Raw genomic sequence first — 25714 nt, forward strand, 5'->3', positions numbered from 1 at the left:
CGTTTGCTTCAGATGTCAGTGTCAGCTTCTTCAACTTCTGCAACCGGTTCACGGTTGGCGGCAGCTTTCACGTCTGGCGCTGCGGTCAGCAGCTTGTCGCGGATCTGCTTTTCAAGCGTGGCAGCGATGTCCGGGTTGTCCGCCAGGAACTTGGCTGAGTTGGCCTTGCCTTGGCCGATCTTGCTGCCGTTGTAGGCATACCATGCACCGGATTTCTCGACGAAACCGTGCAGCACGCCCAGGTCGATCATCTCGCCGTTCAGGTAGATACCCTTGCCGTAGAGAATCTGGAACTCAGCCTGACGGAAAGGCGGTGCCACTTTGTTCTTCACGACTTTAACGCGGGTTTCGCTACCCACCACCTCGTCACCTTCTTTCACCGCGCCGGTACGGCGGATATCCAGACGGACCGAAGCGTAGAACTTCAGCGCGTTACCACCGGTGGTGGTTTCCGGGCTACCGAACATCACGCCGATTTTCATACGGATCTGGTTGATGAAGATCACCAGGCAGTTGGCGTTCTTGATGTTACCGGTGATTTTACGCAGCGCCTGGGACATCAGACGGGCTTGCAGGCCCACATGCATGTCACCCATTTCGCCTTCGATTTCAGCCTTGGGTACCAGGGCTGCCACGGAGTCGACCACGATCACGTCGATGGCGTTGGAGCGCACCAGCATGTCGGTGATTTCCAGGGCTTGCTCACCGGTGTCCGGCTGGGAAACCAGCAGGTCGTCAACATTGACGCCCAGTTTGCCGGCGTATTCAGGGTCGAGGGCGTGCTCGGCGTCGACGAACGCACAGGTGGCGCCCATTTTCTGCGCCTGGGCAATCACCGACAGGGTCAAGGTGGTTTTACCGGAAGATTCAGGACCGTAGATTTCAACGATACGGCCTTTTGGCAGACCGCCAATGCCGAGCGCGATGTCCAGACCCAGAGAGCCAGTGGAAATAGCCGGGATCGCCTGACGGTCGTGATCGCCCATACGCATTACGGCACCCTTGCCGAATTGACGTTCGATCTGACCCAGGGCCGCAGCCAAGGCTTTCTTCTTGTTGTCGTCCATTAAAGTCCTCACGTAATCAATAAGGCCGGGGCGGCCAACACCTGTATAAGTAGACAGTATTGTTCCACAAAGATCGGAGATCGCCTACCCCTGATTTTCTATTTCTGCTGCAGCTCGTCGCAACAAGCCCTCTAACGCGGCCTTTACCGTTTGTCGGCGGACCTCGTCGCGGTTGCCGGGGAAGTGCTGCAGCTCGGCCGTCAGCTCGTCACCAACGCCAAAGGCCAGCCATACAGTACCCACCGGTTTGTCCGGCGAACCACCGTCCGGCCCAGCCACGCCGCTGACCGCTACGGCAAATCGCGCGAGGCTTTTTTCCTGTGCGCCACGGACCATCGCCTCCACCACTTCCTGGCTGACCGCGCCGACTTTTGGAAACAACGTTTCCGGCACATTCAACTGCCGGGTCTTCTGGCGGTTGGAATACGTGACGTAACCCGCCTCGAACCAGGCCGAGCTTCCCGGGACCCGCGTGATGGCTTCCGCGATACCGCCGCCGGTGCAGGACTCGGCCGTGGTGACATGCGCATTGAGCACCTGCAAGCGGCGACCCAGTTCGGCAGCCAATTGAGTGATTTCCTTCACGGTCGTCTCCAGAAGTGGGCGGGGATTTGCCTACCCTACAGGAGCAAATCGCTCATGCAAGCGACAGACTGGAACAAGAGATTAACGGGCGACCGCGCGCACATAGGCCTGACAGGCCCGCAAGGCAATCAGGGCGTTGTCTCCGTCGTCGGTGATGCCGATAATTCGCTGAGCATGCGCCGGGTCAAGTCGGGCTCGCGTGGCTGCATGAACCACGCTGCCGGCGGGGGCGGAGGCTGGCATTGTGCAGCCACTGGTGGACTCGGTGGCGTCGAGAAGGACTGACAACCGCACATCAGCAGTGGCCAGGCGGTCGCGCAGAGCAGCTTGGTGACGTTGGGCATCGCTTAACTCCCGCGCATGGTGTTGGTCACTGGCGTTGAGCTGTTGCTCTAGGGCCAGCCGTTTGGCGTGTTCAGCCTGCTGTTGATGCAAGGCTGCCTGGCTTTGCGCAGATAGCGCCTGCGCCTGCGCCATCAACACATGTTCAAGCTGCGCAGCATGGCGCCAGGCCTGCACCTGCCAGGTCAGCGCCACCAGCAAGCACGCGCCGATGAGGCGGCATACGCCTAAGAAGCGCATAACACCGCCTTCGCCCGCGCCCACAAGCGCAAACGGTCTTCCAGGCCATTGAGCCCGCCGTTGATACGCCGCGTGATGGTGGTGAACTGATCCTTATCCGCCAGCTCGTTCAGGCCATTGCTCTGCCAAAACCAGGCGGCGGACTCGGCAGCCCATTGGGGTTGCTCCAGCAACACCGGCTCACGCAATAATCGTTCATCACCGAACAGCGCCTGGCTGCAAGCGAGGTAATTGCGCCGACCGGTGATCTGGATCAGCCCGCGGCCTCGGTACTTTTGGCCATCGCCATCCGGCTCGGGCGTGTTGCCCAAGCGCGCAGCCAATGCACCGGTATCGTACTTGCTCAAATAGGCGTCACTGCCGAGTTCGCGCACGTAGTGCAGTTCGCCGGACTCGTGGCCGATCTGCGCGAGAAAAGCAGCGGCACGCTGCACGCTGTTGATTTCGTAACGAATGAAAGCCGCATTCAACGCGGGTAAAAAAAGGCCCGCTACACGGCGGGCTCCTGGCATGATTTGAATCAATTGAGGCTGAGTTATCACCACCACACTCACCTTGAAAGCCCCCTAGGTGGACAAACCACCGGCCGTGATCGAACTGCGATACCCCGTCACCGGGTCGCCCACATTGATGACCTTGGTTATCGACCATTGCCCCTGCATGTACGCCGGCCAGGTGTCGTCCAGGCGCAACAGCCCTTCGGCGGCCAACAACGGGTTGCCGGGGCAATCGATCAACAGCTCCAGCCCCTCCCGCCCCACACGGCGCAACTCACCTTCGGCGACGGCACGCGCTTCTTCTTCGTTCTGACACCGCTGGCGCACGGTCTTGAACGGCGCGACCCCGATCTCAACCACGCGCTGCCTGCCCCCGGCAACATCCCACCAGGTGACACGGCTGCCGCCGTATTTGGAGCGCGCGTTGTCATTGAGCGTGGCGGTGATGAAGGCGTGGTCACCGGGGCGGTTGTCCTGGGTCACGGACAATTTCACTTCCGGCAGTTGTTGAAGGGACAGCGATTTGACTTGCCCGGCCTCTGCCAGCACATACAGCTCGTTGAACGGTTTGGTCACCGCGCTATAGCGCCTGGCCAGACGCGTGATAAACGCCATATCGCTTTCGTTGGATTGGTCGATGTGGGCAATCGGAATGCCCTCCAGCGACGGCGCCACACGCGGTGAAAAACCATGCCGGCCGACCAATTGCCGAAACAGCGCCCCCAGCGTGGTAGGCCCGTAACTGGCGGAACGACGCTGACGGTAGCCGTGTGGGTCGCCCACGCTGAAAGGCGCGGCCGTCGCCACGATCATCAGGCGCATGGGAAACAGCACGGGGGTTCGCTGGGTGATGACGAACTCGCCCTTCTCTACCAGCCCCGACTCCGAGTAACCCACGCGCATGCCGACTTTGCCGCTCAAGCTTGGCAGGCCTTCAAGGCCTTCGATATTGAGCGTCAGTTCCAGCCGGTCAGACTCTATGCCCGCCGCGTCAGTGTGACTCCAACGCATGATGCGTTGATTGAGCAACGCCGCGTTGGCGCCGTAAAACTCCACGATCGGCGTAAATCCCTGTGCCATAAAACCTCCTCAATCCCATGCCAGAACAGGCTGCAACGCAGTCGGCCGCGATTGCATTTCAGGCACGCTCACCCACACACCGGCCGGAAGCACCGGCCCGTACTCGGCAAGGTCCGGGTTCAGGCGCCACAAGGTTTCTTCGGCGCCATCATCGCAACGCCCAAGCTCGCGGTAGAGCAGCAGGTTGACCGAATCACCGGCGATACTTCGCACTCTACGCATTGACGAATTCCTCCAGCTCAAGGCTCCAGGTCATGACCATGGCGGTGCCGTCATCGATCACATTGTTCTGGGTTTCCATCACCGAGTTGATCCGCCACAAGCCCCAGTTACGGCCGATCCCATCCACCAGCGGCAACGGCGTGCGCTGATTTTGCAGCGCGCGCAATTCATCCAGTCGCTGCATACCGATGCCGTACATGGCCGTGCCACTGAACGTAAGTTTTTCCAGCTTCTGGCCGCTCTGCCGCGACTGCGGCTTGCTGGCGATTATCGCCAGGTCGCTCCAGCCGCCATCGCTGCTACGGGCCAACGTGGAATAGGCAAACCCTCGGGAGAGGCCAAAAATAAAGGCGCCCAGTACCATTTGCTGTCGCATCAATCACCTCCTGGATCGGCCAAAGCCGCGTTGCGCCGGATCCCCAACGCATCGGTGAGCATCGGCACACATTGGAATTGCAGGGCCTGGATAACCTGGTTGACCACCTGCTGGGCGTCGGCAGGATTGACCCCGGTGATCTGGATACTGGGGGCGATCGAGACTTGAACGTTGTCCGGGCGCGCATGGTTGAGTTCTTTGCTGACCGCGTTCGGTGACGGCAAGCGATCACTCGAACCGAACAGTTTGTCCCCCAACCAGGCGCCCGCCTCACTGCCCAGCAGACCACCGATCGCGCCGCCGACGGCAGTGCCTACGCCGGGTAAAACCAGAGTGCCGATGGCTGCGCCGGCAGAGGCGCCGGCCCAGGCTCCACCGGCAGTACTCAGGCCGGAACCGACGGCGTTGGCATCGCCGTTGCGTACGCCCTGGATCACGTCCAGGGCGGCTTCGGCGGTTCTCAAGGGGGCGAGCCGCCGGATGCCGACGGTTCCGAGCGTGGCAACGGTATCGGTCAAGGCACCCGAGGGGCCGCTTGGCAGGCTGAGCCTTGGCGCTGCGACGCTTGTCCCGGCAAAGGACTGAAAGCCTTGCGAGGTCGCACCCGACTGAATGCCTGGTGGCGAGCCACCCAGGGCCTGGCGGGCTTGCCCGAACAGGTTAAGTAGGCCTGAACCACCCCCACCGATTTTTTTGCGACCTTTGACCTTCTTGCTGATCGGGTCCAGGAGCCCATCAATGGCCTTTTCTGCGAGTTTGCCTTTCAGCGCATCCCACAATTCGCCGCCAACAGCCTTGACCATGCCCATCACAGCCCCCTCAGCGGGCGCCTTGGGTTCATCTTTCAACGCACTCGCGGCGACATCAGCCGCCCTGGGCGCCAGGGAATCGCTGTTGATGAACAACGTACTGTTAAGCGTCTCCAACGTCTCGCGCAGTCGCACTTGCTCTTGGGTCAAGGCGTTGATGTCCACACTGAGTGTGACCAGCGTAGAGCGCAGCTCCAACTGTGGCTGCGAGGCAGCCTCCAGGCTCACAGGTGCCGCGGCACGGGTGGAAAACGGTGCGAGCACATTGCCGAGATCGGCCTCGCCGATCATCCAGCGGAAGTCCTCCTGGGCGAGCTTGATCCCATATTTAGTTTCCTGCATCCCGCTCTACTCCTGTTTAACCCCAAGGCGAGTGATCGCGATGTCGTAGCGGCGCAATGCTTTGGCGGCATCCCAGTCGAGGATCTCCGCTTCAGTTACCGAGTAAACCAGCGGCACCACATCGAGGATCACTTCGATGTCGCGTTGCGAAAGAAGGCCGCCGGTTGATTTAAAAAATCGTCGATGCGCGCCTGCAGTTCGGTCCAGTCGGGTACGGTCAAGCCGGCAAGATCAGGGATCATCAAGCCACTGCAGTGAGCGGTGATGAACTCGGCGCGCTCTTTGTTGGTGGCGAGTTTCTTCATCACCTTGGTCGCGCGCAGGGCGGGCATTTCCAGGGACAACTCGGTAAAGGTACGGCCGGCGGCATCGAGGGGCAGCAGCAAGTGGACGGGCTGGTCGTGGCCCGATTCCGCCGGCGTGCCGAGGAAAAACGACGCGGGACGTGTCGACATCTCGTGTACGTATTGGGCAATGGTCACGTAGTCCGGGCGCTTGAGTTGGTCGAGCTCTTTTTCCGACAGGCCGGTGGCGAGTTTCGCCAGTTCGAAGAACTGGTCGTCCTCGTCATCACCGGCCCGGGCCAGCGCTTCTTTTTGCGCGGCGTAGTACAGCGGCTTGAGTTGCACCTGTTCGATCGTCGCGCCGGTGTCGGCGTTGATCGGCGAGAGCAGGCGGTGCAGCGGTGGCATCCAGGCCATGGGGCAGCTCCTTGGTGAAGTAGGGGGCGAGCGAACCCGCCCCCGGGGGATTACGGCATCAGCACGGCGCGGCGGGCATCGCCGAGAATGTCGACGCCGTTGAGCACGAACTTCTGGGTGCGCACGTCGATGTCGATCACCGGAATGCCGTTTTCCAGGCGGTTGTAGGTGCGGCAGGACAGCTCCAGCGTGGTGGTGGCCTTGGTATTCATCACCATCGCCGCCTCGCTCAAGGATTTGAGCTTGCCGCCAACGGTGTGGTAGGTGAAATAGGTCTTGCCGTCCTGGTCCTGGCCGGCTTCACGCACGTTGAGCAGGATGTCATCGCCCAGACGCACGCCCAAGGCCAGCATGATTTCCGGGCCGGCACCTTGCAGAATCAAGGTGGCGGTCAAAGGCTTGCCACTCCTGGCCATTTCTTCGGCAATGAAACGGCCGCCGGTCATGGCTTCCATTTCGAACTCGATCTTCGGCGGCGTGAAGGAGTCCACCGTCGCGGACAACGGCAGGCCTTGAAGGGTGGCCGCAATGGCCTGTCTGACTCGGTTGGTAAACATTAGAGAACGTCCTCCAGGAACTGCTCGATGATTTCATCGCGGGCATTGAGTTGATAAATCATGTGTTCGTTTGGCGCGTAGCGGCCGTAGTCGATGACGATGAACCAGGTGCCGTTCTTGTACTTCTCGACACTGTTCAACTCCGGGTGCAGGTACACGCTGCCGCCGGGGATGGTTTCGTCGGCGACCAGGGTTTGCAGCCAATCGTTGATGCGCTTGACCTCCTGATCCATAAAAGACTTGGTGAGGTTCTTGGCCATGGCTTTCTGGCCGGCCTTGACCAGCTTGCGGCTGATGGCGTCTTCGAGGCCGACGTAACTGATGAACTTGCCGGTGATGGAGCGGTTACCCAGCAGCGAGAAACCGCCGAGAATGGTGCGGGCGTAGTAGCTCACGCCATAACGGTTGAGCAGGTCGCCTTCGGTCGAAGTGTCGAGGATGTTGTACTCAACCACGCGGGAAACGTCCTCGGCGAACGTCACCTGATTTCCCGGGCTTTCCCATTGCTTGACCTTGGCCAGCGCCGCGATAGCCAGGGACGATGGCGCGAGGAACACGTTCTTCTTCGCCGCCTTGGAGTACACCGACGGCATGTTGTGCACCAGCAGGCAACGGTCGAAGCCCAGGTCGGCACCGCCCAGTTCGCCGCTGTAGGTCACCTGGTCGGCAACGCTTGCGTCTTTGCCGTCCAGCACCACGCGGGCCTTGATGCGCTTGCCGAACGAGGCGAACTCGCCGGCCACGGCCTTGGTACCGGTAAAGCCCGGAGCCCCGATGATGGTCAGGTCTTCCGGCACGCTGGCCAGTGCAGCCAGGCCCAGCTTGCGACCGGTAACCGGCTCGTCACCGCCGATTACATTGTTGAGGGTGTCCGCCGGGGTCGCGCCCTCCTCCACGATCACCACATAGACCGGCACCTTGACCACCTTGAGGATCTGGTAGACCGCGTGGAACAGCGTGCCCGACTCGGTACCGGTGGGGTCCAGCAATGCCTGGGTGGTGAAACTGTTGATACGGAACGGCGCGTTTTTCGGGATCGACGCATGGGCCTTCGGCGCAGTGCCGACCAGGCCAATCACGTTGTCACCCAGGCCACCCATGGCCTCGGGAGATTCAGTGGCATTCACGGTGATGCCGTTGTGCTCGAAGTTCAGAACCTCAGCCATGGTTATTCAGCCTTCTTGGTAGTGGCCTTTTTGGCCGGGGTGGCGTTAAGGACGCTGGTGAGTTCCAGACGGCCAGCGGTGCGCAGGGCGGATGCTTCAACGTCCAGCAACTCCAATTCCTGACCGACGGTGGACCAATGGCCGGCGCCGGTGGGGAATGGGATGAGGACGGTGTAGGTTTGGCGGGTGGGCATAGTAGGATCTCCAGGCACAAAAAAGCCGCTCAAGGCGGCGGGTATCAGATCGGGAAAGAAAACGCCCAGTCAGTGCGCGGCGTTTATTCGGATTGCTCGGCGATCCAAGGTGGGGCTATGGGCCGATGCCTGCTATCTGGAAAGTCGGGCGATTGGGGCCAGTTGCGCAGGGACTGCATATAGGCCAGCAACTCTGCGAACTGCTCGGCGGACAATGTCGTTTCTCCGCCAAGTTCCTGCTCGTCACGGTGACGTTCGCGCAGCCATATGACGGCAGCCAACTCAGCACCGCGCCACTCACGTTCGAACGTTGCGGGATCTTTAAGAAAGTCAACTTTGGAGCGCTTTGATAGAACCCCAGCGTCGCTCACATGCCAAGTGCAGCCAATGTCCTGTGTAACTTCATACCAGAGTTCGCCATCCATCAAGGCGGCACCTAACGGGATTTCATGCACCCCCTCAATCAAGTGTGCAATCACTTCTCGATTGTCATTCAAAGCTAGAAACTTGCGCATTGCGCCCCCTCAATAACCAAAGCAAAAGAAATAGTAAAGATTCGCAGTGCCCGATACATCAGGTGTGTAATGCGGACGGTTGTTGATGGTGATCTGACTCAGTGTCGTGGATACGGTGGCCGAGTTATTACCTTGGGTTCGACGAAAAGCCCCCGGACAAATCGCGGCAGTAGGGAAAGGCACGGTGTAATTGAACGTAGCTGCCGTAGCGTTAGGGATCTCAGGAGTTGATCCCCACTGAATAATCCAGCCACCCAGCCAAGTTGGAAAAATTATCGCTCCGTTGACTCCCTTAATGAACTGGAAGCCGAACCGCATTTTCTTCGGGGTTACGATAGTCGCGTCATCTGTTCCGGTATCCGTCAACGGCTGTGTTGCGATTTTTGCCGTACCCTGATTGATTTCCGTAGACTGCGACGTGAAAGGTACCAGCGCCGCAATATCGATGTTTCCTTGATTAATTGGAGCGTTCCAGGCTTTGATACACCACATAACTGTCATGTTTCGGGGACGCATCACCCCTAAACCTATGTTCTGTATTGTTTGGGTCCCGTTACCGAAAACAACATAACTCGTCGGATAGCTGCTTTGCACAACCGAGTCCAAACCATGAGCACTCGCAGCACCAGCATCGAGCCCTGTATGCCAAAGACCTGAAGTTGCCGGGCTATCAGAGCTGTAGTCAAAAGTCTGCAATGTACCTTTTTGCGAACTACCAATGAGGCGCCCTGAATCTACGCCACGCCCATGATCCCAACCCCTAAGAAACTCGCCACGATAATCAGGAAGCCGAAAGAAACCAATCGACTCACCACCTGTGTTGAATGTGGAACCAAGGTACGCAGCTAAGTCGGGATATGTCGCAATACTTTGTACACTGCCGTCTAGTTCCAAATATCCAATTGGTACTGTTGCGATAGGGAAGGAGACAATTGAGCCAACCGGGATCGCCGACTTAAGTGTATCTAACTCTCGGACAAGCGCCGCAACGTCAATATTTCCCTGATTGATTGGCGCATTCCAAGCCTTGATGCACCACATCACAGCCAAGTTACGCGGACGTGTTTCACTCCCGCCTGCCCCACCAGTAATATGACCCGTTTGCGAAGTTGCGTTACTTTGAGCAGCTATCGTGTCGGAGACACTATTCGCTGCCCCTCCGCCCTGCATAGTGTCGTACTCATGCGTATGACTCTTGAACTGGTCAGTTTGATAGCTACCCGCTAAGCGCCCAGCATCCACACCACGCCCATGATCCCACCCACGCAAAAACTCCCCACGCGACTCTGGCAGTCTGAAATTGCCCGCGCCCTCATCACCCTTATTGAAGGCCGTACCCAGAAACTTCGCCAAATCAGGATAGGCCGTGGCACTCTTCACGCTACCGTCAATTTCCAGGAACCCTACCGGGACTTTATCGACTGGAAACGCAACCATAGACCCCACAGGCAACGCTGAAGACTGAGCAATCAGCATCTCAATCTCAGCCTTGGTATACGTTCCCTCAGCCAACTGCCGACCCAGATAATCCATCACCCAAGCCCGAGTAGCCTTCACCACCGTGTCATCAATCAACAACGTCACAATCGCCGCATTACTCGTCTCGAAAATCGAGCGAATATAAAACTCCTTCCCCGATCCTGACGTCGCCAACACTGGCTTATACGACTCCGGGTATTTAACGATGGCATACAAAATCCCGGTATCCGTCCACAAACCGGCTTCGCGCACATACCAGCCGCCCACATCCGACGGGATGGTGACTTCGGCCATCAACCAGTTGGCGTTTTTCTCATCTTGGAATAAAGCGTTCAACGGCCCGCGCCAGACTTCGCGTTTCAGCGCTTTTGCGCTGGCATCAGGGTTATAAACAGCGCCGTTGCCGTCGCCGACGGAGATCTGCGCCAGTTTGATCGGCACGCCGGCGGCCTTGCAGGCGGTTTCGTAGGCGATCCCCGCGTCGGTGAGCAGGGTGTAATAGTCAGCCATTTAGTGCTCCTGTGGATAAAGGGTGGTGGTTTCGACGGTGTAGAGGCCGGCCGCCATAAAGGCGCGCCCTGAGGCCTCGACCCCTGCCAGCACGTTGGGATAGATCGTGGTGAGTTCGCCGCACAGCGTGGCGGCGCCGATGCTGTGGCGACCGGAGGCGCTCAGGCCCACGGAGATCGACAGGATGTCGCGCTCGCTTTTGGCGTCGGCCAAGCGGCGGTCGAGTCGGGCGTCGATGGTTTCGCTGTAGGGCAATTCGGTCCAGGCGCGTACGGCAAAGCTGTAGGGCACGCCGGGCGGTTTTTGCTCGTACCAGGCGCGCACTTCGGGGCTGAGTTGCAGGCCCTTGGCGGCGTTTTCCAGGGCTTGGCGGGTGCCGGCCTGCCGTGCGGTAGGCCAAGCGAGTTTGACGGTCAGGCGCTTCTCGGCCTCGGGGGCCGTGGTGCTCCATTCGTTCACCGCGCGGTCCGCTGCCAGGTAGGGCAAGAACGCCGCCGGTGTGTGATCCGGGTCCATCAGTTGAGGGAAGGGTGGCGTCACCCGTTCCAGCAAATAGCCGAAGCCCAGGTCCAACGCCTTTTCCAGCGGTGAGCTGTTGGCAGGCAACAGGCTCGCTTTGGGTTCACTCATAGCGTACGCACCTCCACCTCGACGCCCGTGCAGTACGGAGCCTGGAATGCCGAGCTGATGATCGGCTCCAGCGGTTCGAGGATCTGCAGTTGCGCGGCGCCGGCGCTGTGGATGGCGTAGTCGATCCAGCTTGGGTCGACTCGGCCTTCCAGGCGATGGCAGGAGTCGGCGTAGGTTTGCAGCAGTTGCTGAGCAGCCACTTGGGTCAACCCCGAATCAGGACCGGCGTTGATCTTGGCGACCACACGAATTTTATAGCGCTGGATCTGTGCCCCTTGGACGGTGACAAGATCGGTTTCCGGCCTTACATCGGGTCGTGCGAAATGTCGCCGTACGCCGTCAAGCAAATCGGCAGACGCGGTGCCATCACCGTCTCTTGAAAGCACAGTGACCATCACCTCGCCGGGGGCGATGCGTCGGCCGTTGCCGTCCTTGACCTGAGCCGCATAGCCGTCCGGGTCAAAGGTATAGCTGACGGTGACCACACCCGGCGTGGCGCTTTGCACCTTGACCGACGGCCGCTCGCCCAGGGTGAACACCTCGCGGCGATATTGCATGCGCGAACCCGCCGCCGGGGCGTGTGGGGCCAGGTAGTAACGCAGGCGGGCGTCGTCGTCGCTTTCCAGCACCGGCGGCACCGGCGGGAAGGCGGCCGGGTCACCGGGGTCGAGCACCTGGCGCTCCAGGCCCATGTCGGCCAGGCGTGCATCCAGGTTGCTGCCGGTGGCCCACCACGCCAGCATCTGTTTGATGCGGGCGTTGTACTTGCGCTCGTGGGTTTGCAGGCGCACGCAAAACGCTTCCAGGGCCAGGGTCAGCAGTTCGCTTTCATTGTCGAGGCTGACCCTGAGTTTGGCCGCGCTTTGCGGCGCGCGGATGGCGACGTAGTCGACCAAGAAGGCCTTGAACTCGGCCAACAAGGGTTCGAACTCATCGACAGCGATGAGGGCCGGTTCCGCCAGTTGGTTCTGGCCAGGGATCAACATGCTCATGTCACGACCTCGAAGGATTGTTGGCGGTTTTTCCAGGTGCCGGCAAAACGCAGCAACAAACCGGCGCCCTGGCGGGTGGCGACGATGACCTGGGGTTGAAAGTCGGCGATGCCGTTCTGGGCGTTGTAGAACGCCTGCGCGGCGTGGCTTTGGGCGAGGATCAACAGGTCGTCGCCGAGGTTCTGGCCGAGCAGTTGCGGGATCATCGAGCCGTACAGCGGGCGTTTCTGCCGAGTGCCCAGCGGGGTGGTCAGCGCTCGGGTGGCGCGCTGCACGAATTGCAGCCAGTCATCGACGGCTGCCCCGGTGTTCCTATCGATTCCGATCATGGCAAATCCTTATGCGCTGCTGATCACGCGGCCTTGGTGATCCACCACCGGGCCGCTCAAATGCACGCCGGCGGCATCCAGCAACACGCCGGTGGCGCCGAGTTGCAGGGTGATGCTTTGGGCATTCATGGTCAGGCTGGCGGCACCGACCTTGACGTCGACCTGCTCGCGGGAGCCGCTGAACGTGGTCGGGCCGTTAACCCAATTGAACAGGTGGCTGGCGTCGTCGTAGTCGCTTTGGGTGCCGTCCTGGTAGCGACGCCGCGTCAGCGACGCAACGGCGGACACCGACGGAAAGAGACTGCTGTTGAGGCCGAACAACGCCACTGACTGCGCGCCCCCTTCCCCACCGCCGTAATTGAGCAGCAGGCATTGTTCGCCCACTGAAGGAATGCGCGTTTCGGTTTGCGCTCCAGCGCTTGGGTTGAAGAATCGGATCGCCGGGCTGAGCAAATCACCATGGCTGACCTTGCAGGTATTGCTGGCGGCGTCGACCTCCTGGCACACGCCAATCCGGCAAAAGCTCTCTGCGCGTCGATACAGGTCTTCCAGCTGAGTTTCCATTTCCGCCAGGCGTTCGACGATCGGCCCCAGTTGCATGCGTAGCAGTGCATCGAACATGGGCTACTCCTGCAGCGGGCGATATTGGTCCGGATCGTCGATGTTCGTGACCTCCCACGTGCAGGCAAACAGCGGTTTGCCTGTGGGATCGTCGAGCAGTGACGGGCCGAGGTAGAGGTTTTGGGTAAAGGACACGCTCCAGGTGTCGTAGTCCGTTTCCGCGCCGGTGAGTGCGGAAGGTGCCGCGACAATCGCGGTGGGCAGGTCGCACTGGTCTGGCGGCAGGCCCCAGCGGTTATCCAGGGCCAGGTCCATCATTTGGCTGGCCAGGTCGCACGCGTCAAACGGTGCCGACCCGCTGGCCACCGTGGCCCTGAGTGAAACCGACAAGGCATGGGCCTTACGCCCAGCAAGGGAGCGAACGCCAGGGCCGTTGCGCTCCACGCTGATCAAGATGCCGGTTTTATCGCCCGTGTCGGGAAAATCATGGTGATTGCCAACGCGCAGCTGTGGGAACGCGCTTTTCAGTGCGTCCCCAATCGCTATGGGCAATTGGGAAGGTTTTTCAAGAAGTGTCATCTGCTTGCATCCTTGCAGCGGTTACTGCTGATCAGGGCGAGAGGTCGGGGCCTCGTTGACCCCGATGCGCTTGGCCGCCCAGCGTTCATAAAGGCCGATGGCCACGTCCGCACCGGCCATGGCGGTCAGGCAACCGATGGCCCCGGCGGTCCAGATCGACATGCCGGCGGCGTAGCACAGCATCAATGCCGACACGCCGCAGACCATGCACGCCCCAGAACGCAGCGCCAGGCGCCGTACCAGCGACCAACCACGGGCTCCCTCTTTGTCGGCGCGCCACATCTCGCCAGACACCCCGCCGACCAGGGCCAGTACGATCACCAGCCAGATAGGCATTTCCGCTAACGCTTGCTGCTCGTTTGTCATGTCACGCCTCCTGGCTGAGCACTACCGGCACAGAGCCGGCTCTTGGGTAAATCCATGTGTAGGTAGGCATTCCAAAAAGCCCGGTTGCCCGGGCTTTTCAGTAATGATGTCCTCGGTCTTTCGGCGCTACTGGCGCGGTACGGACCTTTCCTCAATGTTTTTCCGACCACGATCCCTGTCTGCCGGATAACTGCTTCTGGTGCTTTACGCTGCACACCCGGGTCAGTTGCCAACCCTCTGAACCGTTAAGGCCGGTTCATCGCTGCCTGTTCTTGAAGCGGTAAAACTAAAGAGCGTCGGCATCCTTGCCGGTTTTGCCTGGCATCCCTGCCATCGCTCAGATGGCGTCCTTGCCGATGTTGCGTGCCTTCCTTGTCTTCCTTGGCAGCATCCTTGCCGCCTCCACCACCTTGTTGGCTGGCTTGAGACGAAGAATATGCATGTATGCATATACAGTCAATGCACAAATGCATTTATTTTTTGGCGTGAATTGCACAAATGCATTTTCAGCCTTGCAGGCCAAGGGTTCGGTGATTTGCCACAGGCGAAAAAAAGCCCGCTCATGGGCGGGCTTTGTCTTACGCAAGGAGGTTAACGGGCGTACATGCCCCACCAGAACACATGACCGAGGATGCTGATCTGCTCATCCTGGATATCCTGGAAGCTGTAGTCCTCATCCGGGTGTTCGTCGCGATTGAAACTGCGCAGGCGAATCCCGGAAGGCAAGCGATAGAGCTGTTTCACGCGCAATTGACCATTGTGGTTGATGGCATACAAGTCGCCATCAACGATGTCACCAATGCCACTCTTGCCCGCGTTCACCCCGACCGTCGCGCCATCACGCAGTACCGGCAACATACTGTTGCCACGCACCGTCACGCACTTGGCCTGATCGAACTGCACACCGTTATGCCGCAGGCTGCGCTTGCCGAACCGCAGGCTGGCCTTCTCGCTTTCCTCGATGACGAATCTTCCTGATCCAGCAGCCAATTCAACCTCGCGCAGAAAGGGGATCGACACCTCGTCATCATTAACGGGTGTGTCGTCATCCCACAGGCTTATGTCCTTGAGTTCCGAATGCATCGGGTCGCGCCCGTCATCGCGCAGGGCGCCCACCGCCGCGCGCCCGCGCAACTGGTCGGTGCTGACGCGAAAGTACTCGGCGATGCGGGAGATGTGCTTGTCCGACGGATCAACGATCTTGCCGCTGAGAATCCGGGACAACGTGGATTGAGGCACGCCGGTACGCCGGTGAAGCTCCGTGGGGGAGATCCGGTCGCGGTCCAGCAGTTCTCTTAAGACGATAGAAACGTTGCGTTTTTGCATAACGGGGATAATGGCGGGAGATTTTGGGGTTGGCAAATGCTAATTTGCATAATCTATGCATTTATCAGTATTCCACTAAAATCCTCACGAAACACTGTCTATACAAACAGTATTCAGCCCACTATTATCCGCCACACTTGATTCAACTTTTCCAGCCTGCCCGGGATACGACACGGCGCCCGTCAACCGACGCCATTGCATGTCGACAATCCCGAGCCTATATATGAAACTCTATAACAACGTAGCCAGCCATTTCGGAGGTGCTCATGGCTTATTCAGCTCTAGCTGTTGCTAACGCCTTCATTGAACGCGCCAAAGAAGGCAAGCTTTCAGGCTTGACTCCAATGAAGCTTCAAAAGCTGCTGTTTTACACGCAGTCCTGGCATCTGCGTGAAAGGGAGCTGCCCCTTATGGATGATCACTTTGCCCGCTGGCAATACGGCCCGGTCATTCCATCGCTCTATCATGAGTTGAAGTCCTACGGCAGCCGCCCTGTGACGTCGCTGCTCAGCAACCTTAAACCCGACGTCGAAGACATCGTCTTCGTGACACCGAGAATTCCTGAAAGCGATACCTACGCCCAGCGTCTGATTGACCGCATTATCAATAAATACGGCAAGTGGTCAGGGACTCAACTGTCCAACCTCTCCCACGAGGAAGGCACCGCCTGGGCACTCAGGGGAGCGGATGGTTCCGCCATTGACTGGAAGGAAATGGCGGAGTTCATTCACCCAAAGAGCCGCAACCGTGAGTGAGGAACTCGACAACCTTGAGCTGACACTGCCCCCCGCATCAGGGCCCGACCAGGACTCCCAACCTGGGGGCGAGCAGGCAGTGGGTGCTGACGATGAAAGAAACCAAAACCTGAAGGATCAGAAGGCCGAAAGGCAGCTGCGCAAGAAGTATGCGGGGCGTGCTTTCTGGTTTGCTGCCTGCGGCGTGATCTTTTGGTCGGTTTTGCTCGTGTGGAATGGTTGGTCAACTTACTATTCCGGCAAAGCTCCGTTTTCCGACAACGTGTTGATCGCTATCACCACCGCAACCTCCATCAACTTGTTTGCCGCTTTTCTCGGGGTTATCCGAGGCTTGTTCCCCGCCAGTGGCCGCAGGGCAAAATAGCGGCGCCTGGAGCCTGCTCCCCACCTCTGGCTTTCGGCCTGCGTTTTACCTACCCGTTTGCGACCTGCGAAGCCCCGACCTCGCGTGTTAACCTTGCGCCCATTGCAAAATCGCAGGGCGGAATGCCCCACATTTGCCCCACTCCTTCAACGAATTTGCCTACGACCCAATGAGTAAAAATACGTCCGATCTGTCCTCCCACACGCCAATGATGCAGCAGTACTGGCGCCTGAAAAACCAGCACCCTGATCAGTTGATGTTCTATCGCATGGGCGACTTCTACGAGATCTTCTATGAAGACGCGAAGAAGGCTGCCAAGTTGCTGGACATCACCCTGACCGCGCGTGGGCAGTCGGCGGGGCAGTCGATTCCGATGTGTGGGATTCCTTACCATTCGTTGGAAGGTTATCTGGTCAAGCTGGTCAAGCTGGGCGAGTCAGTGGTGATCTGTGAGCAGATCGGCGATCCGGCCACCAGCAAGGGGCCGGTTGAACGTCAGGTGGTGCGCATTATTACGCCGGGGACGGTGAGTGATGAGGCGCTGCTGGACGAGCGTCGCGATAACCTGATCGCCGCGGTGCTGGGCGATGAGCGTTTGTTCGGGCTGTCGGTGCTGGATATCACCAGTGGCAATTTCAGCGTGCTGGAGATCAAGGGCTGGGAGAACCTGCTGGCGGAGCTGGAGCGCATCAATCCGGTGGAGTTGTTGATTCCGGATGATTGGCCGAAGGATCTGCCGGCGGAAAAACGCCGTGGGACAAAGCGTCGCGCGCCGTGGGACTTCGAGCGTGATTCGGCGTTGAAAAGTCTATGCCAGCAGTTCTCGGTGCAGGACCTTAAAGGCTTCGGTTGTGAAACGTTGACACTCGCTATCGGTGCCGCCGGTTGCCTGCTTGGCTACGCCAAGGAAACCCAGCGCACCGCCCTGCCGCATTTGCGCAGCCTGCGTCACGAGCGTCTCGACGATACCGTGGTGCTCGATGGCGCCAGCCGTCGCAACCTGGAGCTGGACACCAACCTGGCCGGCGGGCGCGATAATACCCTGCAATCGGTGGTTGACCGCTGTCAGACGGCCATGGGCAGTCGCTTGCTGACCCGCTGGTTGAACCGCCCACTGCGCGACCTGACTGTACTGCAAGCGCGACAAACCTCTATTACCTGCCTACTCGACGGCTATCGCTTTGAAAAGCTGCAGCCACAGCTGAAGGAAATCGGCGATATCGAGCGCATCCTGGCGCGGATTGGCCTGCGTAACGCGCGCCCGCGTGACCTGGCACGCTTGCGCGACGCTCTTGGGGCCTTGCCACAACTGCAAGTGGCGATGACCGAGCTGGATACGCCACACCTGCAACAGCTTGCGGTTACCGCAGGTACCTACCCGGAACTCGCGGCACTGCTGGAAAAAGCCATCATCGACAACCCGCCGGCGATCATCCGCGACGGCGGCGTACTCAAGACCGGTTACGACAGCGAGCTGGACGAGCTGCAATCCCTGAGCGAAAACGCCGGGCAGTTCCTGATCGATCTGGAAGCCCGCGAAAAGGCCCGCACCGGCCTGGCCAACTTGAAAGTCGGCTACAACCGCGTGCATGGCTACTTTATTGAGTTGCCGAGCAAGCAGGCTGAATCGGCACCGATCGACTATCAACGTCGCCAGACCCTCAAGGGCGCCGAGCGCTTTATCACCCCGGAACTCAAAGCGTTCGAAGACAAGGCCCTGTCGGCCAAGAGCCGTGCCCTGGCGCGGGAAAAAATGCTTTACGAGGCGTTGCTTGAGGACTTGATCAGCCAACTGGCGCCGCTGCAGGACACTGCGGCAGCCCTGGCCGAACTGGACGTGCTGAGCAACCTGGCCGAGCGTGCACTGAACCTTGACTTGAACTGCCCGCGTTTTGTCAGCGAGCCGTGCATGCGCATCGTGCAAGGTCGCCACCCAGTGGTAGAGCAAGTGTTGACCACGCCGTTCGTCGCCAACGACCTGTCGCTGGACGACGATACCCGCATGCTGGTGATCACTGGTCCGAACATGGGCGGTAAATCCACCTACATGCGCCAGACCGCTTTGATCGTGCTGCTGGCGCATATCGGCAGCTTCGTGCCGGCGGCCAGCTGCGAGCTGTCACTGGTGGACCGGATTTTCACCCGGATCGGTTCCAGCGATGACCTCGCCGGTGGCCGTTCGACCTTTATGGTGGAAATGAGCGAAACCGCCAACATCCTGCACAACGCCACCGAGCGCAGCCTGGTGCTGATGGACGAAGTGGGCCGTGGCACCAGCACCTTTGACGGCCTGTCCCTGGCGTGGGCGGCGGCCGAGCGCCTGGCGCACTTGCGTGCCTATACGCTGTTCGCCACACACTACTTCGAGCTGACGGTGTTGCCGGAAAGTGAGCCACTGGTGACCAACGTGCACCTGAATGCCACCGAGCACAACGAGCGCATCGTGTTCTTGCATCACGTGCTGCCGGGGCCTGCCAGCCAGAGTTACGGCCTGGCCGTGGCACAACTGGCCGGCGTGCCAAACGATGTGATTACCCGCGCCCGCGAACACCTCAGCCGCCTGGAAACCACGGCCTTGCCCCATGAAACCGTGGTCGCCAGCCCAACCAAAGCCACCAGCAAACCGGCCGCACCGCATCAGAGTGACATGTTCGCCAGCCTGCCCCATCCGGTGCTGGATGAGTTGGCAAAACTTGACCTGGACGGCTTGACGCCCCGTAAAGCGCTCGAAATGTTATATGCACTGCAGGTTCGGATATAACGCAGACGCTTGCAAGCTGGTAGACTCTCGCGCGGTTTGGGATGCTGTGGGCTTTTAGCCTGGCCTGCAGACTATCGCTCCCGAACCTCGCGAGCCCTGCCACAAAGGGTTTCGCTGCCGCCGCCTGAGGAGAAAATTAGAAATGACCTTCGTCGTTACCGACAACTGCATCAAGTGCAAGTACACCGACTGCGTCGAAGTGTGTCCGGTGGACTGCTTCTACGAAGGCCCGAACTTCCTGGTTATCCACCCGGACGAGTGCATTGACTGCGCCCTGTGTGAGCCTGAATGCCCGGCCGTCGCTATTTTCTCCGAGGACGAAGTCCCGGCAGAAATGCAGGAATTTATTCAGTTGAACGTCGAGCTGGCGGAAATCTGGCCGAATATCACTGAACGCAAAGACCCGATGCCGGATGCAGCGGAGTGGGATGGCAAAAAAGGTAAGATTGCAGACCTCGAACGCTGATAGCGTTGCCCCCCCTAAAAGGCCCCTTGCGGGCCTTTTTGCGTTTCTGGAGGGCGGGTTTCACTTTTCTACAGGCAAAAAAAGGGGCGGTATGACCCGCCCACATTTTTTCCCTAGTCCCTGTATTCCTTTTCATCATCCTGATGAATCGCATCCTGCGACATTCCTTCGAACCATCGTTCCTTGATGGTTGTGCCAATCCGTGGACACAGGGCTGATCTTAGAGAGTTCCAAAGTAAGTTCAACGGGATGCACGCCGCCGGCCGGCAACCTTTCGCGTCAAACAAAGAACAATTAATTGTTATATTTCAATTAGATAGAAAAGTCTCTCAGGATTTTGGGACGTACATGGCGGATGAAAAAACCAAACACTTACGGAAAAGTAAGCAAATGCTTACACCACCCACTGCGTAAAAGCGCCGTCGCGACTGCTTGACCACTTTCCACGCATGAAAAAGCCCCGACACAGTCGAGGCTTTTTCCCTTCATTAACCTCAGTCGTCGCTGACGGTAATGGTCGGCATCGCGGGCGTCGCCGCCTCTTGCAGGACGATCCGCGCGCCCACATGACGCGCCAACTCCTGATAGATCATGGCGATCTGGCTATCCGGCTCAGCCATGACAGTGGGCTTACCGCCGTCAGCCTGCTCGCGGATCGACATCGAAAGCGGCAGTGAAGCCAGCAGCTCCACGCCGTATTGGGTCGCCAGCTTCTCGCCGCCGCCTTCGCCGAACAGATGCTCGGCGTGGCCGCAGTTGGAGCAGATGTGTACCGCCATATTCTCCACGACGCCCAGCACCGGGATATTGACCTTGCGGAACATCTCCACGCCTTTCTTCGCGTCGAGCAGCGCCAGGTCCTGGGGCGTGGTGACAATCACCGAGCCGGCCACCGGCACCTTTTGCGCCAGGGTCAGCTGGATATCACCGGTGCCTGGCGGCATGTCGATCACCAAGTAGTCCAGGTCGCCCCAGGCAGTCTGGGTGACCAGTTGCAGCAAGGCGCCGGAAACCATCGGCCCGCGCCAGACCATTGGCGTGTTGTCATCGGTAAGAAAGGCCATGGACATCACTTCCACGCCCAGTGACTCGATGGGCACGAACCACTTCTGGTCCTTGACCTTCGGCCGCGTGCCTTCGGCGATGCCGAACATCACGCCTTGGCTCGGGCCATAGATATCAGCGTCGAGAATGCCCACGCGCGCGCCCTCACGGGCCAGGGCCAAGGCCAGGTTGGCCGCCGTGGTGGACTTACCCACACCGCCCTTGCCAGACGCCACCGCGACCACGTTCTTGACGTTGGCCAGGCCCGGGATCTGCGCCTGGGCCTTATGCGCAGCGATCACGCATTGGATGTCGACCTTGGCGGAACGCACGCCCTCGAGGCCCTCAATGGCCATTTGCAGCATCTGCGCCCAACCGCTCTTGAACAGACCTGCGGCATAGCCCAGCTCCATGTGGACCGACACCTGGTCGCCCTGGATTTCGATGGCACGTACACAGCCGGCGCTGACCGGGTCTTGGTTCAAATAGGGGTCGGTGTACTGGCGAAGGACGGCTTCCACCGCTGCGCGATTGACGGCGCTCATGGGCTACTCCCGAAAAAAGACTGACTGAAACAGGCGGCTATCCTAACCGTTCCAGCGGCTTAACGGCATGCTTTCGCAGGTTGGGAAGATTCGGAAACAGCGCCACGGGGTGAAATAAATTTCCCGGCGCTTTATAGTGGCCGACCTCCGTTTCATCAAGTAGCCGAGCCCCATGTCCGAGCCACGCAAGATCCTCGTCACCAGCGCCCTGCCCTATGCCAATGGTTCCATCCACCTTGGCCATATGCTTGAGTACATCCAGACCGATATGTGGGTGCGCTTCCAGAAGCATCGCGGCAATCAATGCATTTATGTCTGCGCGGACGACGCCCACGGATCGGCCATCATGCTGCGCGCCGAAAAGGAAGGCATCACCCCGGAACAACTGATCGCCAATGTGCAGGCTGAACACAGCGCCGACTTTGCCGAGTTCCTGGTCGACTTCGACAACTTCCACTCGACCCACTCCGACGAAAACCGCGAGCTGTCGAGCCAGATCTACCTGCGGTTGAAGGAAGCCGGGCACATTGCCACGCGCTCGATCACCCAGTATTTCGACCCGGAAAAGAAAATGTTCCTGGCCGACCGGTTCATCAAGGGCACCTGCCCGAAATGCGGCACCGAGGACCAGTACGGCGACAACTGCGAGAAATGCGGTGCCACCTACGCACCCACCGACCTGAAGAACCCTAAGTCGGCAATCTCCGGCGCCACCCCGGTGCTCAAGGACTCCCAGCACTTCTTCTTCAAGCTCCCGGATTTCCAGCAAATGCTGCAAACCTGGACGCGCAGCGGCACCCTGCAGGACGCCGTGGCCAACAAAATCGCCGAATGGCTGGATGCCGGCCTGCAACAGTGGGACATTTCCCGCGATGCACCGTACTTCGGCTTCGAGATCCCGGGCGAGCCGGGCAAATATTTCTACGTGTGGCTGGACGCGCCGATCGGCTACATGGCCAGCTTCAAGAACCTGTGCGACCGCACGCCGGAACTGGATTTCGACGCCTTCTGGGCCAAGGATTCCACCGCCGAGCTGTACCACTTCATCGGCAAGGACATCGTCAATTTCCACGCCCTGTTCTGGCCGGCGATGCTTGAAGGGTCGGGCTACCGCAAGCCCACCGGCATTGCCGTGCACGGCTACTTGACGGTCAACGGCCAGAAGATGTCCAAGTCCCGTGGCACCTTTATCAAGGCGCGCACCTACCTGGACCACCTGTCGCCGGAATACCTGCGCTACTACTACGCGTCCAAGCTGGGCCGTGGCGTCGACGACCTCGACCTGAACCTGGAAGACTTCGTACAGAAGGTCAACTCGGACCTGGTCGGCAAAGTCGTCAACATCGCCAGCCGTTGCGCCGGTTTTATCCACAAGGGCAACGCCGGTGTATTGGTGGCTGAGAATGCCGCGCCGGAACTGACCGACGCGTTCCTGGCCGCTGCGCCAAGCATCGCCGACGCCTATGAAGCCCGCGATTTTGCCCGCGCCATGCGCGAGATCATGGGCCTGGCCGACCGCGCCAACGCCTGGATCGCCGACAAGGCGCCGTGGTCGCTGAACAAGCAGGAAGGCAAACAGGCGGAAGTCCAGGCGATCTGCGCCACGGGCGTCAATCTGTTCCGCCAGTTGGTGATCTTCCTCAAGCCGGTGCTGCCGTTGCTGGCCGCCGATGCCGAGGCGTTCCTCAACGTCGCGCCGCTGACCTGGAACGATCACGCCACTCTGCTCAGCAACCATCAGTTGAACGAGTTCAAGCCGCTGATGACCCGTATCGACCCGGTGAAAGTCCAGGCCATGACCGACGCTTCGAAAGAAGACCTGGTTGCCAGCCAGACCGACACCGGCGAATCGGCACCGGCCGGTAACGGCGAGCTGGCCAAGGACCCGATTTCTGCGGAAATAGAGTTCGACGCCTTTGCCGCCGTGGACCTGCGTGTCGCGCTGATCGTCAAGGCCGAAGCCGTGGAAGGTGCCGACAAGTTGCTGCGCCTGACCCTGGACCTCGGCGGCGAGCAACGCAACGTGTTCTCCGGGATCAAGAGCGCTTATCCGGACCCGTCCAAGCTCGATGGTCGCTTGACCATGATGATCGCCAACCTCAAGCCACGGAAAATGAAGTTCGGTATCTCCGAAGGCATGGTGATGGCGGCCGGCCCTGGTGGCGAAGAGATCTACCTGCTGAGCCCTGACAGCGGTGCCAAGCCGGGTCAACGCATCAAGTAAGCCTATGGGCCTGTGGCGAGTAAATTAGGCCTATTGTAGGAGCCCGGCTTGCCGGCAATGGCGATCTCAAGGACGCTATCGCCGGCAAGTCGCGCTCCTACAAATCCATTACACGCCTGTTCGCTTAATCGGCATACCCGTGATCACAGCATGAACCTGATTCAACGTATCGACGCGCTGCTGCCGCAGACCCAATGCGGCAAATGCGGGCACCCGGGCTGCAAGCCTTACGCCGAGGGCATCGCACGAGGCGAGGCAATCAACAAGTGTCCGCCCGGCGGGCAGGAAACCATCGCCGGCCTTGCACTGTTGCTGCGCGTGCCGGTGCTGGACCTCGACACCCATCGCGGGGAAGCGCCAGCCCAGGTAGCGTATATCCGCGAGGCCGAGTGCATCGGCTGCACCAAGTGCATCCAGGCCTGCCCGGTGGACGCTATTGTCGGCGCCGCCAAGCTGATGCACACCGTCATCATTGATGAGTGCACCGGTTGTGACCTGTGCGTTGCGCCCTGCCCTGTCGATTGCATTGAGATGCACCCAGCGACCCGCGTGCTACCGATTGTGGGTGGCTTGGCGACCAATGATCGTGAGCATCATGAACGCGGCTTGAAACGTGACCGGGCGCGGCGGCGCTTTGAACAACGCAACGCGCGCCTGCAACGGGAAGAAGCCCACAAACTCGCCGAACGCCTGGCACGGGCCAAGCGCTCGGCGCCAACACAGCCCGTGCCGGCCGATGCGGCTCAGGCAGCCCAAGAGGCAGCGGTCAAGCAGGCTAAAATCACGCTCGCCATGAGCCGTGCCCAACTGCATAAATCCTTGAAGGCGTTCGGCCACCCGCCGACCTTTGAGCAGCAGTCGCAGTTGATCGTTCTGCAGCAGCAGTTCGAAGCAGCAGAGCAGGCACTTGCAGCATTGGAAGTCATCACCCCGACGACCCTGCCGCCGCCGAAAGACCCCGCACTCAAACGCGCAAAAATCCAATTGGCCATGCGGCGCGCCGAATTGAAAAAAGCCCAGGACCAGAACGCTGACGAACAGCAACTGGCACTCCTGAGCGCTGCGCTGTCCAGCGCGGAGCAAGCCTTGCACGATGCAGAGGCTGACAGTCAGCAGCCTCGGCCCGATTTGCAGCGCGTGGAAAAACGCCCCATCGACGCTCAACTGCGCCAGCTGAAAACCGCCCTGGCGTACGCCCGGGCGGAGGTGAGCAAATTACAACGCCAAGCGGGCGTAAATGCAGATCAACTGAAAGCCGCACAACACAGGCTTGAGGAAACGCAGCGCCAGGTGGACGCCTACGTCGACGCGTGACCCGCTACGAGCGCTGCCGGGCGCCGTAACGATCGTTTATCCTGTCCGAGATAATTGCTCACAGAACCCCAAGCCTGGACCCACTCTTCACATTGATGCCGAACGCCTGTAAGGAAACCACCGCCCCATGAACGCCGCAAAACGCTTGGAAATTTTCCGCAGGCTTCACGAAGACAATCCGGAACCCAAGACCGAACTGGCTTACACCTCGCCCTTCGAATTGCTGATTGCGGTGATCCTGTCGGCACAATCCACCGACGTGGGCGTCAACAAGGCCACAGCCAAGCTCTATCCCGTGGCGAACACGCCGGAGGCAATCTATGCCCTGGGTGTGGACGGGTTGTCGGAATACATCAAAACCATCGGCCTGTACAACAGCAAGGCCAAGAACGTCATCGAAACCTGTCGCCTGCTGGTGGAACTGCACGGCAGTGAAGTGCCACAAACCCGCGAAGCCCTGGAAGCCCTGCCAGGCGTTGGCCGTAAAACTGCCAACGTGGTGCTCAACACCGCTTTCCGTCAACTGACGATGGCGGTGGACACCCACATTTTCCGGGTCAGTAACCGAACCGGCATTGCCCGTGGGAAAAACGTGGTGGAGGTGGAAAAGCAGTTGATGAAATTCGTGCCCAAGCCGTATTTGCTCGATTCCCACCACTGGCTGATCCTTCATGGACGCTATGTTTGCCAGGCCCGCAAGCCGCGTTGCGGCAGCTGTCGGATAGAAGACCTGTGCGAATACAAGGACAAGACATCCGACGATTGAGGGACCATTG

Annotated in this window: 31 protein-coding genes; 7 read left to right on the top strand and 24 right to left on the bottom strand. The window is 59.7% G+C overall.

Annotated elements, in window-relative coordinates; translation table 11 throughout:
• Positions 1-8 precede the first annotated feature (8 nt).
• From recA to BM403_RS05490, 23 genes are all read right to left on the bottom strand, one after another.
• Positions 9-1067 (bottom strand): recombinase RecA, encoded by a 1059-nt coding sequence (gene recA, locus BM403_RS05390; RefSeq protein ID WP_012722521.1) that lies wholly within the window; start codon positions 1065-1067, stop codon positions 9-11.
• 84 nt (positions 1068-1151) lie between these two features.
• Positions 1152-1652, bottom strand: coding sequence for a CinA family protein (locus BM403_RS05395; protein ID WP_012722520.1), 501 nt, complete (start codon positions 1650-1652; stop codon positions 1152-1154).
• An 81-nt stretch (positions 1653-1733) separates the two neighbouring features.
• Complete coding sequence (locus BM403_RS05400; protein WP_012722519.1) at positions 1734-2234, bottom strand: lysis system i-spanin subunit Rz; 501 nt, start codon at positions 2232-2234, stop codon at positions 1734-1736.
• Complete coding sequence (locus BM403_RS05405) at positions 2222-2779, bottom strand: glycoside hydrolase family 19 protein (protein WP_046034455.1); 558 nt, start codon at positions 2777-2779, stop codon at positions 2222-2224. The genes BM403_RS05400 and BM403_RS05405 overlap by 13 nt, the downstream gene beginning before the upstream one ends.
• A gap of 21 nt (positions 2780-2800) precedes the next feature.
• Positions 2801-3811 carry a contractile injection system protein, VgrG/Pvc8 family gene (locus BM403_RS05410; protein WP_093541982.1) on the bottom strand — a complete coding sequence of 337 codons (1011 nt, stop codon included), beginning with the start codon at positions 3809-3811 and terminating at the stop codon, positions 2801-2803.
• Positions 3812-3820: 9 nt separating this feature from the next.
• A complete protein-coding gene (locus tag BM403_RS05415; protein WP_012722516.1) occupies positions 3821-4033 on the bottom strand; it encodes a tail protein X in 213 nt (70 codons plus the stop codon).
• The gene (locus tag BM403_RS05420; RefSeq protein WP_046034453.1) at positions 4026-4409 is read right to left on the bottom strand and encodes a phage tail protein; all 384 of its coding nucleotides are present in this window, start codon (positions 4407-4409) and stop codon (positions 4026-4028) included. The genes BM403_RS05415 and BM403_RS05420 overlap by 8 nt, the downstream gene beginning before the upstream one ends.
• Positions 4409-5560, bottom strand: coding sequence for a glycine zipper domain-containing protein (locus BM403_RS05425; protein WP_093541983.1), 1152 nt, complete (start codon positions 5558-5560; stop codon positions 4409-4411). The genes BM403_RS05420 and BM403_RS05425 overlap by 1 nt, the downstream gene beginning before the upstream one ends.
• A 6-nt stretch (positions 5561-5566) precedes the next feature.
• Positions 5567-5692: a hypothetical protein gene (locus tag BM403_RS32130; protein ID WP_012722513.1), complete on the bottom strand. Its 126-nt coding sequence runs from the start codon at positions 5690-5692 to the stop codon at positions 5567-5569.
• Positions 5689-6261, bottom strand: a complete 573-nt coding sequence (locus BM403_RS05430) for a phage tail assembly protein (protein WP_046034451.1) — start codon at positions 6259-6261, stop codon at positions 5689-5691. Before BM403_RS05430 ends, BM403_RS32130 begins: the two co-directional genes overlap by 4 nt.
• Positions 6262-6311: 50 nt before the next feature.
• Entirely contained in the window at positions 6312-6818 is a 507-nt protein-coding gene (locus BM403_RS05435; protein ID WP_093541985.1) for a phage major tail tube protein, read from the bottom strand.
• Positions 6818-7984: a phage tail sheath protein gene (locus BM403_RS05440; RefSeq protein ID WP_012722510.1), complete on the bottom strand. Its 1167-nt coding sequence runs from the start codon at positions 7982-7984 to the stop codon at positions 6818-6820. The genes BM403_RS05435 and BM403_RS05440 overlap by 1 nt, the downstream gene beginning before the upstream one ends.
• A gap of 2 nt (positions 7985-7986) precedes the next feature.
• Entirely contained in the window at positions 7987-8178 is a 192-nt protein-coding gene (locus tag BM403_RS05445; protein ID WP_093541987.1) for a hypothetical protein, read from the bottom strand.
• Between the two features lie 83 nt (positions 8179-8261).
• The gene (locus BM403_RS31345; protein ID WP_256577128.1) at positions 8262-8693 is read right to left on the bottom strand and encodes a phage tail assembly chaperone; all 432 of its coding nucleotides are present in this window, start codon (positions 8691-8693) and stop codon (positions 8262-8264) included.
• Positions 8694-8702: 9 nt separating this feature from the next.
• A complete protein-coding gene (locus BM403_RS05455; protein ID WP_093541988.1) occupies positions 8703-10682 on the bottom strand; it encodes a phage tail-collar fiber domain-containing protein in 1980 nt (659 codons plus the stop codon).
• Positions 10683-11312 carry a phage tail protein I gene (locus tag BM403_RS05460; RefSeq protein WP_012722506.1) on the bottom strand — a complete coding sequence of 210 codons (630 nt, stop codon included), beginning with the start codon at positions 11310-11312 and terminating at the stop codon, positions 10683-10685.
• Complete coding sequence (locus BM403_RS05465) at positions 11309-12304, bottom strand: baseplate J/gp47 family protein (RefSeq protein ID WP_093541990.1); 996 nt, start codon at positions 12302-12304, stop codon at positions 11309-11311. The genes BM403_RS05460 and BM403_RS05465 overlap by 4 nt, the downstream gene beginning before the upstream one ends.
• Entirely contained in the window at positions 12301-12633 is a 333-nt protein-coding gene (locus BM403_RS05470; RefSeq protein WP_046034446.1) for a phage baseplate protein, read from the bottom strand. Before BM403_RS05470 ends, BM403_RS05465 begins: the two co-directional genes overlap by 4 nt.
• A 9-nt stretch (positions 12634-12642) precedes the next feature.
• Positions 12643-13254, bottom strand: a complete 612-nt coding sequence (locus BM403_RS05475) for a phage baseplate assembly protein V (RefSeq protein WP_046034445.1) — start codon at positions 13252-13254, stop codon at positions 12643-12645.
• A 3-nt stretch (positions 13255-13257) separates the two neighbouring features.
• Positions 13258-13773 (bottom strand): hypothetical protein, encoded by a 516-nt coding sequence (locus tag BM403_RS05480; protein WP_093541992.1) that lies wholly within the window; start codon positions 13771-13773, stop codon positions 13258-13260.
• Between the two features lie 21 nt (positions 13774-13794).
• Complete coding sequence (locus BM403_RS05485; protein ID WP_093541994.1) at positions 13795-14139, bottom strand: phage holin family protein; 345 nt, start codon at positions 14137-14139, stop codon at positions 13795-13797.
• Between the two features lie 337 nt (positions 14140-14476).
• The gene (locus BM403_RS31350; RefSeq protein ID WP_139237941.1) at positions 14477-14725 is read right to left on the bottom strand and encodes a hypothetical protein; all 249 of its coding nucleotides are present in this window, start codon (positions 14723-14725) and stop codon (positions 14477-14479) included.
• A 5-nt stretch (positions 14726-14730) separates the two neighbouring features.
• Entirely contained in the window at positions 14731-15465 is a 735-nt protein-coding gene (locus BM403_RS05490; protein ID WP_005785382.1) for a LexA family transcriptional regulator, read from the bottom strand.
• A 266-nt stretch (positions 15466-15731) separates the two neighbouring features.
• On the opposite strand from BM403_RS05490, the gene BM403_RS05495 reads away from it, so the two are divergent.
• From BM403_RS05495 to fdxA, 4 genes are all read left to right on the top strand, one after another.
• A complete protein-coding gene (locus BM403_RS05495; RefSeq protein ID WP_043204860.1) occupies positions 15732-16220 on the top strand; it encodes a Panacea domain-containing protein in 489 nt (162 codons plus the stop codon).
• Positions 16213-16584, top strand: coding sequence for a hypothetical protein (locus BM403_RS05500; protein WP_012722498.1), 372 nt, complete (start codon positions 16213-16215; stop codon positions 16582-16584). The genes BM403_RS05495 and BM403_RS05500 overlap by 8 nt, the downstream gene beginning before the upstream one ends.
• A 169-nt stretch (positions 16585-16753) precedes the next feature.
• Entirely contained in the window at positions 16754-19345 is a 2592-nt protein-coding gene (gene mutS / locus BM403_RS05505; protein WP_012722497.1) for a DNA mismatch repair protein MutS, read from the top strand.
• A gap of 142 nt (positions 19346-19487) precedes the next feature.
• On the top strand, positions 19488-19811 hold the full coding sequence (fdxA, locus tag BM403_RS05510) for a ferredoxin FdxA (protein ID WP_003208688.1): 324 nt from the start codon (positions 19488-19490) through the stop codon (positions 19809-19811).
• A 494-nt stretch (positions 19812-20305) separates the two neighbouring features.
• Here the strand turns inward: fdxA and apbC are convergent, their stop codons facing one another.
• On the bottom strand, positions 20306-21400 hold the full coding sequence (gene apbC / locus BM403_RS05520; protein WP_012722496.1) for an iron-sulfur cluster carrier protein ApbC: 1095 nt from the start codon (positions 21398-21400) through the stop codon (positions 20306-20308).
• 172 nt (positions 21401-21572) lie between these two features.
• On the opposite strand from apbC, the gene metG reads away from it, so the two are divergent.
• From metG to nth, 3 genes are all read left to right on the top strand, one after another.
• Entirely contained in the window at positions 21573-23624 is a 2052-nt protein-coding gene (gene metG, locus BM403_RS05525; protein WP_012722495.1) for a methionine--tRNA ligase, read from the top strand.
• Between the two features lie 57 nt (positions 23625-23681).
• Positions 23682-24938 (top strand): electron transport complex subunit RsxB, encoded by a 1257-nt coding sequence (gene rsxB, locus BM403_RS05530; RefSeq protein WP_255611015.1) that lies wholly within the window; start codon positions 23682-23684, stop codon positions 24936-24938.
• Positions 24939-25065: 127 nt separating this feature from the next.
• Positions 25066-25704, top strand: coding sequence for an endonuclease III (nth, locus tag BM403_RS05535; RefSeq protein WP_012722493.1), 639 nt, complete (start codon positions 25066-25068; stop codon positions 25702-25704).
• Positions 25705-25714: the final 10 nt, after the last annotated feature.

This window comes from Pseudomonas sp. OV546, assembly GCF_900116845.1.
Lineage (GTDB): Bacteria > Pseudomonadota > Gammaproteobacteria > Pseudomonadales > Pseudomonadaceae > Aquipseudomonas > Aquipseudomonas petroselini.

Coding starts and splice junctions, on each gene's coding strand:
- BM403_RS05470 (WP_046034446.1), bottom strand. CDS start 12,633: ATGATCGGAATCGATAGGAACACCGGGGCAGCCGTCGATGACTGGCTG.
- apbC (WP_012722496.1), bottom strand. CDS start 21,400: ATGAGCGCCGTCAATCGCGCAGCGGTGGAAGCCGTCCTTCGCCAGTAC.
- BM403_RS31345 (WP_256577128.1), bottom strand. CDS start 8,693: ATGCGCAAGTTTCTAGCTTTGAATGACAATCGAGAAGTGATTGCACAC.
- BM403_RS05440 (WP_012722510.1), bottom strand. CDS start 7,984: ATGGCTGAGGTTCTGAACTTCGAGCACAACGGCATCACCGTGAATGCC.
- BM403_RS05460 (WP_012722506.1), bottom strand. CDS start 11,312: ATGAGTGAACCCAAAGCGAGCCTGTTGCCTGCCAACAGCTCACCGCTG.
- BM403_RS05435 (WP_093541985.1), bottom strand. CDS start 6,818: ATGTTTACCAACCGAGTCAGACAGGCCATTGCGGCCACCCTTCAAGGC.
- mutS (WP_012722497.1), top strand. CDS start 16,754: ATGAGTAAAAATACGTCCGATCTGTCCTCCCACACGCCAATGATGCAG.
- BM403_RS05410 (WP_093541982.1), bottom strand. CDS start 3,811: ATGGCACAGGGATTTACGCCGATCGTGGAGTTTTACGGCGCCAACGCG.
- BM403_RS05415 (WP_012722516.1), bottom strand. CDS start 4,033: ATGCGTAGAGTGCGAAGTATCGCCGGTGATTCGGTCAACCTGCTGCTC.
- rsxB (WP_255611015.1), top strand. CDS start 23,682: ATGGCGATCTCAAGGACGCTATCGCCGGCAAGTCGCGCTCCTACAAAT.
- BM403_RS05490 (WP_005785382.1), bottom strand. CDS start 15,465: ATGCAAAAACGCAACGTTTCTATCGTCTTAAGAGAACTGCTGGACCGC.
- BM403_RS05425 (WP_093541983.1), bottom strand. CDS start 5,560: ATGCAGGAAACTAAATATGGGATCAAGCTCGCCCAGGAGGACTTCCGC.
- BM403_RS05495 (WP_043204860.1), top strand. CDS start 15,732: ATGGCTTATTCAGCTCTAGCTGTTGCTAACGCCTTCATTGAACGCGCC.
- BM403_RS05400 (WP_012722519.1), bottom strand. CDS start 2,234: ATGCGCTTCTTAGGCGTATGCCGCCTCATCGGCGCGTGCTTGCTGGTG.
- BM403_RS05420 (WP_046034453.1), bottom strand. CDS start 4,409: ATGCGACAGCAAATGGTACTGGGCGCCTTTATTTTTGGCCTCTCCCGA.
- nth (WP_012722493.1), top strand. CDS start 25,066: ATGAACGCCGCAAAACGCTTGGAAATTTTCCGCAGGCTTCACGAAGAC.
- metG (WP_012722495.1), top strand. CDS start 21,573: ATGTCCGAGCCACGCAAGATCCTCGTCACCAGCGCCCTGCCCTATGCC.
- BM403_RS05475 (WP_046034445.1), bottom strand. CDS start 13,254: ATGTTCGATGCACTGCTACGCATGCAACTGGGGCCGATCGTCGAACGC.
- BM403_RS05485 (WP_093541994.1), bottom strand. CDS start 14,139: ATGACAAACGAGCAGCAAGCGTTAGCGGAAATGCCTATCTGGCTGGTG.
- fdxA (WP_003208688.1), top strand. CDS start 19,488: ATGACCTTCGTCGTTACCGACAACTGCATCAAGTGCAAGTACACCGAC.
- BM403_RS05430 (WP_046034451.1), bottom strand. CDS start 6,261: ATGGCCTGGATGCCACCGCTGCACCGCCTGCTCTCGCCGATCAACGCC.
- BM403_RS05455 (WP_093541988.1), bottom strand. CDS start 10,682: ATGGCTGACTATTACACCCTGCTCACCGACGCGGGGATCGCCTACGAA.
- recA (WP_012722521.1), bottom strand. CDS start 1,067: ATGGACGACAACAAGAAGAAAGCCTTGGCTGCGGCCCTGGGTCAGATC.
- BM403_RS05445 (WP_093541987.1), bottom strand. CDS start 8,178: ATGCCCACCCGCCAAACCTACACCGTCCTCATCCCATTCCCCACCGGC.
- BM403_RS05465 (WP_093541990.1), bottom strand. CDS start 12,304: ATGAGCATGTTGATCCCTGGCCAGAACCAACTGGCGGAACCGGCCCTC.
- BM403_RS05480 (WP_093541992.1), bottom strand. CDS start 13,773: ATGACACTTCTTGAAAAACCTTCCCAATTGCCCATAGCGATTGGGGAC.